The following is a 12,768-nucleotide window of genomic DNA, read 5'->3' on the forward strand; positions in this document are numbered from 1 at the left end:
GATCGTCCCGTTTCGTCGGTCATATATCCGTGCCCCGCAAACGATCGTCGATGACACGTGGTCCCGCGCCGTCGATCGGCGTCGATCGTGTGCCGCCGAACGCGGACGCCGTCCTGGTTCGCGTCGGCGCGATCGGCACCAAAAGCGAGCGCGTCCGCTACGAGATGCAGTCGCAGCTCGGCCGGAACCTGCGCGCGCTCCTCGCCGACCGCGCGATCGACGCGCCGGTCCGACATCGGCGAAACCGCCTGGTTATCGAGCCGACGACGTCGTCGGATCAGACGCCGGATCCCGCGGTCGTCGCCGCGGTGGTGGACGCCGCAACCGACGCCGCGGGCGTGGTCTCCGCGAGCCCCGCGATGACCGTCGCCCCGACGATGGCGGCGGTCACGGACGCGCTTGCGGCCGTCGCGATCGACCGGTTCGACGGCGGGAGCTTCGCGGTTCGGGCCAACCGCGTCGGCGACCATCCGTTCACGAGCGAGGACCTCGAGCGCGAGGGAGGCAGCGCGGTCTTCGAGGCGGTCGCGGACCCGGATCCGACGGTGGATCTGGAGGACCCGGATCTGACGTTTCGCGCCGACGTCGCCGACGACGAGGCGTTCGTCTTCGTCGAGAAGCATCCGGGTCCGGGCGGGCTTCCGCTGGGGAGTCAACGGCCCGTCGTCGCGCTCCTCTCGGGCGGGATCGACTCGCCGGTCGCCGCCTTCGAGCTGATGCGGCGGGGAGTCCCGGTCACGCCGGTCTACCTCGATCTGGGCGATTTCGGCGGCCCCGACCACCGCGCTCGGGCCGAGGAGTCGGCGCGGCAGCTGGCACGGTACGCGCCGAACCACCTCGATGCGATCCACGTCGTCGACGCCGGGGACGTCTGTCGGCGGCTCGCCGACACGATCGAGCAGGGCCGGATGCTCGTCTTCCGCCGCTTCATATACCGGGTCGCCGCCGACATCGCGGCGGACCGCGGGGCCACCGGAGTCGTCACGGGGGAAGTTATCGGCCAGAAGTCGAGTCAGACCACCCAGAACCTCTCCGTGCTCGATTCGGTCACCGACTTCCCGATCCATCGACCGCTGCTCACGCTCGACAAACCGACGATCACGGAGCGTGCCGAGCGGATCGGGACCCGCGGCACGGCCGACATCACGGTCGGTTGCGACCGGTTCGCGCCCGATCGCGTCGAGACGCGGGCCGGCCTCGATCAGATCGCCGACGTCGAGCCGGAGTGGCTCCGGGACGCGGCCCGCGACGCCGCCGACGGCGCCGAGCGCGTCTTGCTGTAGAACGGTTGGGAAGTGCGGTTGGAGAATCCTCGATCGATTACGTCACCATATATAAAGTCACCGCCGCTTCCGGTCGGTAGGGAATCGCCAGGAACGGCTTATATATCCCGACACTCGTCGCGAGTGGGCAGTCCTGACATGCGCGGCCACCCCGGCCGTCACCGAAACCCATCTGCCCACTGCGTGAACACGTCCCGCTCGTCCCCGGGACTTCGTTGTCCGACCGTGCGGAGGCGTCCCCTTCACACGGTACGTTTCTGGAAGAAATCATATATTCAAAACTGATGTTTTGGGTCACAAACGATCGCGTGAACACACGGATCACGGCCGATGGAACACCGATGGAACACCGATCGGCGACGGGATCGGTCGGGAACGAGCGAATCGAATATAAACCAATTTAGTAAATCGACAGGCGGCGGGCCAGAGAACCCTCCCACGAACGTCAGCTTCGAGTACCAAGACGTCGAAGACCATTCGTGTTTTTCGATCGTCCTCAAAATATAATATATTCGATGATTTCTTTGAACGATCGTTCATTCGAGCATTCGTCGCGACGAGCGGCGTCGGACTCGATAACAATCTTAATGAGTCCGTTCGGCAAGCTATGACTGATGAACGTTACCGTACTCGGAGCCGGGACGATGGGACACGGTATCGCACAGGTGACCGCGATGGCGGGCCACGACGTCACGATCCGCGACATCGAGGAGTCGATCCTCGAGGACGGGGTCGAGGCGATCGAGAAGAACCTGCAGGGCGGCGTCGAGCGCGACAAGCTCACGCAGGCGGAAGCCGACGCGGCCCTCGATCGGATCGACACGACGACCGACCTCGCGGGCGCGGTCACGGACGCGGCGTTCGTGATCGAGGCCGTCCCCGAGGACCTCGACCTCAAACGCGACACGTTCACCGACGTCGAGGAGCACGTCACCGACGACACGATCATCGCCAGCAACACCTCCTCGCTGTCGATGACGGCGATCGCCGACGCGCTCGAGCATCCCGAACGCGCGGTCGGACTCCACTTCTTCAACCCCGTCCACATCATGGGGCTCGTGGAGATCATCGTCGCCGAACAGACGAGCGAGGACACGCTCGCGGCGGCGACCGACCTCGTCGAGGAGATCGACAAGGAGCCCGTGACGGTCACCGACACCGCCGGGTTCGCCTCCTCACGACTCGGCGTCGCGCTCGGCGTCGAGGCGATCCGGATGCTCGAGGAGGGCGTCGCCTCCGCGGAGGACATCGATCAGGCGATGGAACTCGGCTACAACCATCCGATGGGACCCCTCGAGCTGACCGACGTGGTCGGGCTCGACGTCCGGCTCGACATCCTCGAGTACCTCCGTGAGGAGCTCGGCGAGCGGTTCAAGCCGCCCCAGACGCTCAAGCGGAAGGTCCGCGCGGGCAAGCTCGGCAAGAAATCCGGCGAGGGCTTCTACGTCTGGGAGGACGGCGAGATCGTCGGCGTGAGCGGGGACGACGGCCGATGACCGGAAGCGATTCCGACGCGGACGCCGACGGAACCGGGAACGGCGGCGCCGCCGCGGACGATGCCGCCGCGGCCGACACCGCTGCCGTTGCCGCCGACTGTGACACCGTCGACGTGGCGCTCGACGACCTCGCCGAGGGAGTCGCGACGGTCACGATCTCGCGACCGGACGCACGGAACGCGCTCGACGCGACCGTCCGTGAGGAGTTCTCAAGCGTCCTCGCGGTGATCGACGACGACGATGCGGTTCGCGTCGTCGTGGTGACCGGCGACGCCGAGGGGAAGGCGTTCGTCGCGGGTGCGGACGTGAGCGAGTTCCGCGACCGGGACGCGATCGACCAGCGCGAGGTCAGCGAACGTCCACGGATCTACGAACGCGTCGCGGAGCTGTCGAAGCCCGTGATCGCCCGGATCAACGGCCACGCCCTCGGCGGCGGCTGCGAGCTGGCCCAGGCGTGCGACGTCCGGATCGCCTCCACGCGCGCGAAGCTCGGCCAGCCCGAGATCAACCTGGGCATCATCCCCGGCGGCGGCGGCACGCAGCGCCTCCCTCAGATCGTGGGCACCGGCCAGGCGATGCGGCTGATCCTCTCCGGAGAGCTGATCGACGCCGATGAGGCGGCCGAGATCGGCCTCGTCGACGAGGTATACGACCCCGACGAGCTCGACGACCGGGTCGCCGAGCTGGCGGGGATGATGGCCGACAAGAGCCTCGTCGCGCTCGAGTTCGCCAAGGACGCGGTCCGAGCCAGCGGGCAGCTCGGACTCGAGGACGGCATCGAGTACGAGGCGGAACTGTTCAGCCAGCTGTTCGCCACCGCCGACAAGGACGAGGGGATCGCCGCGTTCTTCGAGGACCGCGACCCCGAGTGGAACGACGCCTGACCGCGCTCACCGACGCGTCGGTCGGCGCCGTCAGGAACACCGGGACGTCGCGATCGTCACCTCATTCCCCGGTGAACTCCGGATCCCGATCCTCCCGGAACGCCGCCACGCCCTCCTCGTGGTCCGCCGTTTTCAGGAGCGTGCTCTGGGCGAGCGACTCGACGAAGCCGGCGGTCCGGGTGTCGGTGTCGCGTGCCGTGTTGACCGCCCGCTTCGCCAGCCCGAGCGCCTGCGGCGGCCGATCAAGGAGGTCCGCGGCGTAGGCCGCGGCGGCGGCGTCGGGGTCGTCCTCGACGCGCTCGACGAGACCGATCTCGGCCGCCTCCGTGCCGTCGATCAGATCACCCGAGAAGATCATGTCCTTGGCGACTCCGGGCCCCACCAGCTCGACGAAGCGGGAGCAGCCGCCGAGGCCGGGGATAAGTCCGATGTTGTGCTCCGGGAACCCGAGCGTTGCGTCGGGCGCGACGATTCGGACGTCACACGCGAGCGCGAGCTCGAGGCCGCCGCCGACGCAGGTGCCCTCGATGGCGGCGATCACGGGCTTTTCGATCGTCTCGAGTCCGTCGAAGACGCGGCCGAGGACGCGGGAGTTGCTGCGGAACTCGGCGGTCGTCCACTCCTGCGCCTCCTCGAAGAGGCCGACGTCGGCACCCACCGAGAAGACCGTCGGGGTGCCGGCGAAGACGACGACGCGGACCCGGTCCTCACGGAGCACTTCGAGCGCGTCGGCCAGCTCGTGGCGCATCGCCTGGCTGATCGCGTTGACGGGATCGCTGGCGAGTCGAACGGTCGCGACTCCCTCCTCGGAAACCGTGACCTCGAGCGTGTCGAACGTGGGCTGCTGGTCGGTCATCGATACGTGGTGGCTCGACGGGAACTAACTTGTGTCGATCGATCCCGCGCGTGGGGCGCGAGCGACCCGCGTCGCTGCGCAACCGCGGTTCAGTGCCACTCCGGCTCACGTCGGTCGAGGAACGCCGAGAGCCCCTCGTCGAAGGTGTCGGTCCCGCTCATTCGCTTGATCGCGGTCCGCTCCTGTTCGAGATGTTGACTGAGCCGGCCCTCGTAGGAGGCGTCGACGAGGGTCTTCGTCTCCGCGTGGACGGCGGTCGGACCGGCGGCGAGCTCGCGTGCGCGATCGGTCACCGTCTCGAGGAAGTCGTCGGCGGAGCCGCCGTAGGTCGCGTTCGCGAAGCCGAGATCGACCGCCTCCGCGGCGTCGATCGGCTCGGGATCGAACAGCAGCTCACGGGCCTTGTACGGACCGACCGTCTTCACGAGGAAGAAGGAGATCGCGTTGTCGGGCGTGAGGCCGATCCGGGCGAAGGCGGTGTCGAGGGTCGCCGATTCGTGGAGGTAGTTGAGGTCCGACGCGAGCATAAACCCGAGTCCGCCGCCCGCCGCGATTCCGGTCACGGCCGAGATCACCGGTCCGGGGAACTCCCGGACGGCACGGATATACCGGCTCGAGGCCGCCGCGATCGTGTCGATCGTGACCGGCCGCATCTCGACGGGTGCCTCGCGAATGAACTCGAGGTCGGCACCGGCCGAGAACTCTCCCTCGCCGTAGACGACGAGACAGTCGACGTCGTCGGCAAGCGCCTCGACCGCCGCGGCCATCGCCTCGAGTTTGGGCGGTCGGAAGACGTTCAGGCTACCGTCGCCGCGCTCCATCACCAGCCTGGCGACGCGTCCGCTCCGTTCGTCGCCGGCGTCGCCGCGATCGCTGCCGTCAGGACGCTCGATACGAACCTCCTCGTGGACGCGTTCGACCTCGTACTCGGCCATCATTGCTGGCCCGTGTTCGGGACGATCCGGCCGGGTCGTCTCGGCGTCATCTGGAGATCACTGCCTGCGATACGGGGTCCATACCGAATCGGTGGTCGATTGAGGGGTTTATACTTTCCGGCGATGGGCACGGCATCGTCCCGGCGCCACAAGTATCGCCGAGGAAAACCAACAAGTATAACGCGACGAAATAGTATGAGATAGGGTAGATGCAGCCATCAGTACCACAGGAGTACCTCCCGGACGAATCGGACCGGCCGGATTACATCCACCCGCTCCCGGAGCTCCACTACCCACAGGAGATCAACGCCGCCGAACAGCTCGTCGACGTCCACGTCCGTAACGGTCACGGCGACGCCGTGGCGATCCACTTCGAGGACGAGGAGATCACCTACGCCGAGCTGCAGGAACGGGTCAACCGGATGGGGAACGCGCTGACCGACCTCGGCGTCGAGGCCGGCGACCGCGTCGTTGCTCGGTTCCCGAACCGCCCCGAGGCGATCGTTACGTGTCTGGCCGTTCAGAAGATCGGCGCGGTCGCGCTCCCGTCGATGAAGCTGCTGCGTGCGAAGGAGCTTCGCTACATCATCAACAACGCCGAGGCGTCGGCAGTCGTCGTCTACGACGGCCTGGTCGAGGAGGTCAACAACGCGCTCCCGGATCTCGACACGGTCGACGACGTGATCGTGGCCCAGCGCAACGGCATCGAGCACGACCACCACGACTACGACGAGCTCCTCGAGGCAGCCAGCCCCGAACTCGACGCGTACCCGACCGAGCGCGACGACCTCGCGTTGATGCTGTACACGAGCGGAACGACGGGTCGACCGAAGGGCGCGGTCCACACCCACCGACACGTGCTGTCGACCGCCGACGGATACGCACGCTACTGCATCGAGCCGACCGAGGACGACGTCTTCGGAGGTAACCCGCCGCTGCCGTTCGCGTACGGCTACGGCGATCTGGTCACGTTCCCGCTTCGATTCGGCGCGAGCGTGAGCCTGGTCGAGGACGCCTCACCGAAGGACCTCCTCGAGGCGACCGAGGAGCACGGCATCACCGTGATGTGCTCGATCCCGACCGGCTACAACCAGATGCTCTCCCAGCATCCGAACGCGACCGACGAGTACGACCTCTCCTCGCTCCGGCTCGGGCTCAGCGCCGGCGAGCCGCTCACGCCGACCACCTTCGAGAACGTCAAGGAGGAATACGGCATCAAGCTTCTCGACGGGATCGGCACGACGGAGATGCTCCACATCTTCATCAGCCACCGACACGACGAGGAGATCGATCCGACCGCGACCGGCTTCGCGGCCCCCGGCTACGAGGGGAAGATCATCGACCCGGACACGGGTGAAGAGTGTGAACGCGGCGAGGCCGGGCTCCTGGCGGTTCGCGGTCCGACCGGCGTCGAGTACTGGAACCGACCCGAAAAACAGGAGGACGCCGTCGCGGATGGCTGGTCGCTGCCGGGCGACATCTTCGTCCAGCGAGAGGACGGACGCTTCGAGTACAAATCACGCAACGACGACCTCATCGTCTCCAGCGGGTACAACATCCCCGGCCCCGAGGTCGAGGCCGTCGTCGAGGAGGTCGAGGAGACCTCCGAAGTCGCCGTCGTCGGCAGCCCGCACGAGGAGCGCGGTGAGATCGTGAAGGCGTTCGTCGTCACCGCCGAGGGCGTCACGGGCGACGACGCGCTCGTCGAGAAGATCCAGAACCACGTCAAGGACACGCTCGCGCCCTACAAGTACCCCCGCGCGGTCGAGTTCGTCGAGTCCCTCCCGCGGACCGAGACGGGCAAGATTCGCCGGACGGAACTGCGCGAGCGCGAGCGTCAGTAAACACGGAGCCGGCCCACAAACAGGGCCGAGACCCCCTTTTCCAGACGACGCGTTTTCCATTTCGTTGCCGGCACTCGCTCCCGAAGAACCGCTGTCCGTCCAGGAGGCGTCCCACGCCGTCTTGTAGCGTGTCCGGGCGTTTCGTTTCACGCATAGACCGATCCCATTGGTGTAAACGTATTTTGTATACGATTGCGTATACGATTACGTATACGAACGCGGGCGCTCGAGCGGCCGCCGTTCTCCGGTCGGAGCACAGAAGATTACAAGACTATGACTGTTTGTATAACCGAAAGTGACGAATCAAGGCCGACCCGACCACGAATGATCGAATGAACCAGACGGTCGAACGGACGGCCCGGTCGGCGCGATCGGCCGATCGAAATAACGTATACATTTACCGTATACATACGACTGCGGGCGGGAACGATCGAAGTGGCGATCGACGGGACGAGTGACAAACTGGGCTATCACGAACAGGACGATGATCAAGAGACTGTGACGGCACGCCCGGGAGGGCAGACGGGCACCGGACGGCACAACGAGCCAGTCCGTGGGCGACGATCGTCGTCAGGGTCAGGGACCGCGGTCGGTTTCGATTTTCAGGTCCGTCCGCGGCTTCGCGATACAGGTCAACACGTATCCCTCCTCCTTCTCCGAGTCGGAGAGGAACATTCCCTCGGTCTGATCGACGTCGCTCGGGTCGCTGTCGCCGGCGAGCTTGGCCGAACAGACCCCACAGACGCCCATCCGGCACTGGTAGGGCATATCGATCCCGGCGGCCTCGGCGGCCTCCAGGATCGGCTCGTTCTCCGCGACCTCGATCGTCTGATCGAGGTCGACGAACTCGACGGTATGGGTCTCGACCATACTTAGGCGTCCTCGTCGAGGCGCTGTTCGTAGACGTGTTCGACCGGTTCGAACTCGTGGGCGCGGTAGAACTCCGCGGAGTCCTCGTCGCCGTGCATCACGTCGACGCGGTAGAAGTCGATCTCACGGGGATCCTCGCCGAACCACTCACGGACGGCGTCGATCATCCGTGTGCCCAGGCCCTCGCCGCGGTGCTCCTCGGTGACGAAGTGGCCGTTGATGTAGCCGTGGTTCTGCAGGCGGAAGATCGGGTGGTTTCCCCTCACGCGGGCCTCGAGGACGCCGACGAGGTCACCGGTGTCGGTGTCCTCGGCGACGACGACGGTTCCGTATTTCGAGTTGAGCAACTGGTTCTCGAAGTACTGCAGCCAGCGGTCGTTGGCGCTCTCCTTGTGGCGATAGCGCTCGTCGTATTTCGAGAGGTGTTCGGTGAATCCGTGCCAGAGCTCGAGGAGTTCCTCGCCATCGCCGGGTTCCGCGTGTCGAACCTCGTAGGTCATACGAGCCCGAACGTCGTCGAGGATTAAAAAAGTCGCCCTCCACGACGGCCGGCTCACCGGGATGAGCCCATCGCGTTCGGGCGGTCAATTACGCCGTTCGTATACAGAAAAGGATTATAACCCTCCGCAGCCAAAGGGATGATAGCGAGTCAGCTATGCCCACGGAAGCGAAACTCAAAGAGCAAGTACAGAACGGCAAGATGATCGAATCGCGCGAGGAGATGACTGAGGGCTACGAGAAGGCACTCAAGCAGATCCTCACGGTTTCGGGTGACACCGAACTGATGAGCGCACCGGCCTACTACGAGCAGTCGCTCAACGCCCCCTCGATGGACGCCCGTGCGTCCTGTATCAGCGTCATACAGGACGAGCTCGGTCACGGCCACATCGCCTACCGACTCCTCGAGGATCTCGGCGAGGACCGTCACGACCTCATCTACGAGCGTGAACCCCACGAGTTCCGGAACACGTACGGGTTCGACCAGCACATCGACAACTTCGCGGAGCTCGTCAGCGCCCACGGGATGTTCGATCGCGCGGGGATCGTCCTCCTCAGCGACGTTCACGAGAACACCTCCTACGCGCCCTGGAAGCGCGCGCTCACGAAGGTGAACAAGGAGGAGCAGTTCCACCTGCGCCACGGCGAGACCTGGATGCGTCGGCTCGCCAACAAAAGCGACAAGACGCGGGCGAAGCTCCAGGGCGCTATCGACTGGATGTTCCCGATGGCGATCGAGTGGTTCGGCCTGCCGGACGACAAGAAGAAACACGACGACCAGCTCGAGTACTGCATCAAGGGCAAGACGAACGACGAGCTGCGCGAGGACTGGCTCGAACGTGCGATGCCGCTGATGAACGAGCTCGATCTGGACGTCCCGGCCCACTACGACGAGGCGGCCGACGAGTACGTCCTCGATTACGAGTTCCCGGTTGCCTTCGACGAGGACAACAAGGAATGGCGCTTCGACGAGCCCATCTCGTGGGACGACGTCATCGACCGCTGGCGCGGTCGTGGCCCGGCCAACGAGAAATACGTCGACCTGATCCAGTCGAAGACGGTCGAAGTGCAGGTGTAAAATGTCCTGTAGCACCCCGACGCCTGACGATTCGACGCCGGACGACTCGACGGCGCCCGCGACCTCGAGCGACTTCATCGAGCGCCGCCGCCGGAACGCGACCGGCTTCGAGGCGGAGGCCTGGGACGTCGTCGACGAGATCCCGGACCCGCACATCCCGGTGAGCCTCGTCGAGATGGGGATGATCTACGACGTCGACTACGCGGACGGTCACGTCGACGTCGAGATGACCTTTCCCTGTATGGGCTGTCCCGCCTACGACATGATCCACAACGACATCGAGAGCTGCCTACTCGTGTACGAGGAGGTGGACTCGGTCGACGTGGACGTCGTCTGGGAGCCCGTCTGGTCGAAGGAGATGTTGACGGCGGACGTCCGCCGGAAGATGAACGAATCGGGCATCAGCCTGTGACACGAACGACGGACACACAACACACGCAGCACACACGACACAAACGATGACACGACACTACGAAGTCTTCGCCCGGATCAACCAGGGCGATGAGACGCTCAACATCGGAAACGTACAGGCGGACAGCGATCGCCTCGCGAAGCTGTACGCACACAACACCTTCGACGAGGAGGACTGGGACTTCCTGGCGGTCGTTCGCCGAGAGGACGTTCACGAAGTCAACATCGAGCAGGAGGTGCTCTCCCCAGCATGAGCGAGTGGCCCGACATCGCCGTGGATTACGTCCAGGCGATCACGGACACCAAGATCGTTCTGGGACACCGCTACGCACAGTGGTCCCTGACCGGTCCCTCGCTGGAGGACGACATCGGCGGCGCAAGCGCCGCCCAGGAGGAGGTCGGCCACGTCCGACAGCTCTTCCGGCTCCTCGAGGACCAGGGACGCGACTCGGACTGGCTCGACGGACACCGTGACCCCGAGGCGGTCAACAACGTCGCCAGCCTCGATTCGATCGACGGCGAGTGGCCCGAATATCTCACGACGATGGCCACCGCCGATCGCGCCGCGTGGTACCTGCTCGATGCGATCGACCACGAGGACTTCGGCGGAATGGTGACGAAGATGGGCGAGGACGAGTACTTCCACCTGGAGTACCACGACGCCCGTCTCGATAGCCTCGCCGAGAAGGAGACCGACGCCATCCAGTCGACGCTCGAGGAGACGCTGCCGCACACGCTCGCGTTCATCGGCCCCGCCGAATACGACGCCGAGTCGGACCCGCTCTACGAGGCCGGGTTCACCGACCGTCCTGCAAGCGAGATCCGCGAGTCGTACCTCGGCCACTTCGAGGACCTCTTCGAGGGAACGCCGGTCTCACTCGAGAACGTGGACCGCTCGGCCCCCGACATCGAGGCATGGAACGAGACGCGTCGCCGCGTGAACGGCGGCTCGATCCCCGAAGCCGACCTCGTCCAGATCCGCGGGGACAGCAACGAACTGTACGTGATGGACTGATGACGGTGGCATCAGAGGGCCGGACCGGCGGGGAGGTGGACCCCGACGTCGAGGGCGCGGAGTCCGACGTCGAGGACGCTGCTGACGCCGCCGCCGAGACCGACCGCGACGCCGACGAGCCGACGGTCGGGTGTCCGTTCTGTGACTCCACGGACGTCGAGCAGGAGTCGCAGTTCGGCAGCGAGATCTCGAAGTCGCAGTACTACTGCAACGGCTGCCACACCGTCTTCGAGCGGATCAAGTACGACGGCAAGCGACCCGACACGAGCTGAGGGCCGCATCCACGATCCGGATCGGGCCGGAGCGAGCCGAATCGGAACGGGTCGACCCGATCGTCGGATCGACCCGATCGTCGGATCGACCCGATCGTCGGATCGACCCGATCGTCGGATCGACCTTGACGCCGCGATCGGGATAACCCGGCGTCGCCGTCGGCGATCGGCGCGGCGTTCCGTGCCACCGGCGTCGCCATCCGTGGTCCACCATCCGGAGTCCGACGAGAGGGATCCGGCGTAGATCGCGTCGAGAGCGGCTGCTGTGCCGATATCATCGTCGTTCGGTATGAGAAGCTATTTATATACTGCTTCCGATCGTTTGGGTACATGCAATCGTTCACCGAGCTCGACCTCGAGTACTTCGAGACCAACCTCGACGACCACGTCGGGTATCTCCGACTGAACCGACCGCCGGCGAACGCACACCACATCGACGTCCTGCTGGAGCTCCAGCGCGCCGTCGAAGTGATCCGGTTCGACGACGACGTCCGCGTGGTCCTGTTCGGCAGCGCGAACGAGAAGATCTTCTCGACCGGCTTCGACATCGGCGTCCTGCAGGAGAAGTCCGGCCAGCAGATCGGCTACGCGAGCCAGACGAGCAAGGAAGTCATCATGAAGATCCGGACCACGGACACGATCTTCATCGCGATGGTCAACGGCCACTGTATGGGCGGCGGCCTCGAACTCGCGCTCGCGTGTGACTTCCGCTACGTCGGCAACGACGACGACTACAGCGTCGGGATGCCGGAGGTCCACCTGGGCCTCATCGCCGGCGAGGCCGGCACGCAGCTGCTGCCGCGGTACATCGACCGCTCGACCGCGCTGAAGATGATGATCACGGGCGAGACGCTGACCCCCGAGAAGGCGACCGAGCGCGGCATCTTCGACGAGATCCACCCGCCGGAGGAGATCGAGGACGCGGCCCGGGAGTTCGCCGACCAGATCGTCCAGAAGCCGAACCTCGCGGTCGGCAACAACAAGCTCGCCGTCAACGAGGGGCTCGAACTGCCGCTGTCGGACGCGCTCGCCCACGAGCGTGAGCTGCAGAACCGCCTGCTCGGCTCGGACATCGCCAAGGAGGGCGTCGACGCCTACCTCGGCAAGCGCGACCCCGACTTCCTCGCCGTCGAGAAGGGCGAGAAGGAACCGGGCAACGCCGAGTAACGACGACAACGCGGTCCCACGGACGGACGCGCAAGTCCCATATCGGTTCTCACGTTTTTTCAGCAGTGTCGTCCGCGAGCCGCGCGAATATCCTTCGACCAGTCGCTCCGCCGTGCACGGTCGTCCCGCCGGGAGCGACCGTGTCGGTTCCGGATCGAC

14 protein-coding genes are annotated in these 12,768 nt (G+C 65.5%); 10 read left to right on the forward strand and 4 right to left on the reverse strand.

The window, feature by feature from the left end:
• Positions 1-50: 50 nt before the first annotated feature.
• The 3 genes from OQF70_RS09260 (at position 51) to OQF70_RS09270 (ending at position 3,663) form a co-directional block, all read left to right on the forward strand.
• Positions 51-1,283, forward strand: coding sequence for a THUMP domain-containing protein (locus tag OQF70_RS09260; protein ID WP_280537179.1), 1,233 nt, complete (start codon positions 51-53; stop codon positions 1,281-1,283).
• Between the two features lie 614 nt (positions 1,284-1,897).
• Positions 1,898-2,779: a 3-hydroxyacyl-CoA dehydrogenase family protein gene (locus OQF70_RS09265; protein ID WP_280537180.1), complete on the forward strand. Its 882-nt coding sequence runs from the start codon at positions 1,898-1,900 to the stop codon at positions 2,777-2,779.
• The gene (locus OQF70_RS09270) at positions 2,776-3,663 is read left to right on the forward strand and encodes an enoyl-CoA hydratase-related protein (protein WP_280537182.1); all 888 of its coding nucleotides are present in this window, start codon (positions 2,776-2,778) and stop codon (positions 3,661-3,663) included. The genes OQF70_RS09265 and OQF70_RS09270 overlap by 4 nt, the downstream gene beginning before the upstream one ends.
• A 61-nt stretch (positions 3,664-3,724) precedes the next feature.
• On the opposite strand, the gene OQF70_RS09275 is transcribed toward OQF70_RS09270, so the two are convergent.
• Entirely contained in the window at positions 3,725-4,519 is a 795-nt protein-coding gene (locus OQF70_RS09275; RefSeq protein WP_280537184.1) for an enoyl-CoA hydratase/isomerase family protein, read from the reverse strand.
• Between the two features lie 89 nt (positions 4,520-4,608).
• Positions 4,609-5,454: an enoyl-CoA hydratase-related protein gene (locus OQF70_RS09280; protein ID WP_280537185.1), complete on the reverse strand. Its 846-nt coding sequence runs from the start codon at positions 5,452-5,454 to the stop codon at positions 4,609-4,611.
• Between the two features lie 209 nt (positions 5,455-5,663).
• Between OQF70_RS09280 and OQF70_RS09285 the strand changes: the two genes are divergently transcribed.
• Entirely contained in the window at positions 5,664-7,298 is a 1,635-nt protein-coding gene (locus OQF70_RS09285; RefSeq protein ID WP_280537187.1) for an acyl-CoA synthetase, read from the forward strand.
• Between the two features lie 576 nt (positions 7,299-7,874).
• Here the strand turns inward: OQF70_RS09285 and OQF70_RS09290 are convergent.
• Positions 7,875-8,168, reverse strand: coding sequence for a 2Fe-2S iron-sulfur cluster-binding protein (locus tag OQF70_RS09290; RefSeq protein ID WP_092816883.1), 294 nt, complete (start codon positions 8,166-8,168; stop codon positions 7,875-7,877).
• Between the two features lie 2 nt (positions 8,169-8,170).
• Positions 8,171-8,668: a GNAT family N-acetyltransferase gene (locus OQF70_RS09295; protein ID WP_092816882.1), complete on the reverse strand. Its 498-nt coding sequence runs from the start codon at positions 8,666-8,668 to the stop codon at positions 8,171-8,173.
• A 155-nt stretch (positions 8,669-8,823) separates the two neighbouring features.
• Between OQF70_RS09295 and OQF70_RS09300 the strand changes: the two genes are divergently transcribed.
• From OQF70_RS09300 to OQF70_RS09325, 6 genes are all read left to right on the forward strand, one after another.
• Entirely contained in the window at positions 8,824-9,744 is a 921-nt protein-coding gene (locus OQF70_RS09300; protein ID WP_280537189.1) for a Phenylacetic acid catabolic protein, read from the forward strand.
• Between the two features lies 1 nt (position 9,745).
• Positions 9,746-10,156, forward strand: a complete 411-nt coding sequence (locus OQF70_RS09305; RefSeq protein WP_092816880.1) for an iron-sulfur cluster assembly protein — start codon at positions 9,746-9,748, stop codon at positions 10,154-10,156.
• Between the two features lie 46 nt (positions 10,157-10,202).
• Positions 10,203-10,409: a phenylacetic acid degradation PaaB family protein gene (locus OQF70_RS09310; RefSeq protein ID WP_280537190.1), complete on the forward strand. Its 207-nt coding sequence runs from the start codon at positions 10,203-10,205 to the stop codon at positions 10,407-10,409.
• Positions 10,406-11,170 carry a Phenylacetic acid catabolic protein gene (locus tag OQF70_RS09315; protein WP_280537191.1) on the forward strand — a complete coding sequence of 255 codons (765 nt, stop codon included), beginning with the start codon at positions 10,406-10,408 and terminating at the stop codon, positions 11,168-11,170. Before OQF70_RS09310 ends, OQF70_RS09315 begins: the two co-directional genes overlap by 4 nt.
• Positions 11,170-11,442 (forward strand): hypothetical protein, encoded by a 273-nt coding sequence (locus OQF70_RS09320; protein WP_092816877.1) that lies wholly within the window; start codon positions 11,170-11,172, stop codon positions 11,440-11,442. The genes OQF70_RS09315 and OQF70_RS09320 overlap by 1 nt, the downstream gene beginning before the upstream one ends.
• A 330-nt stretch (positions 11,443-11,772) precedes the next feature.
• Positions 11,773-12,609 (forward strand): enoyl-CoA hydratase/isomerase family protein, encoded by an 837-nt coding sequence (locus OQF70_RS09325; protein ID WP_280537193.1) that lies wholly within the window; start codon positions 11,773-11,775, stop codon positions 12,607-12,609.
• The last annotated feature ends 159 nt before the right edge of the window (positions 12,610-12,768 follow it).

It is taken from the genome of Halopenitus sp. POP-27 (assembly GCF_029889855.1).
Classification (GTDB): Archaea; Halobacteriota; Halobacteria; order Halobacteriales; family Haloferacaceae; genus Halopenitus; species Halopenitus malekzadehii.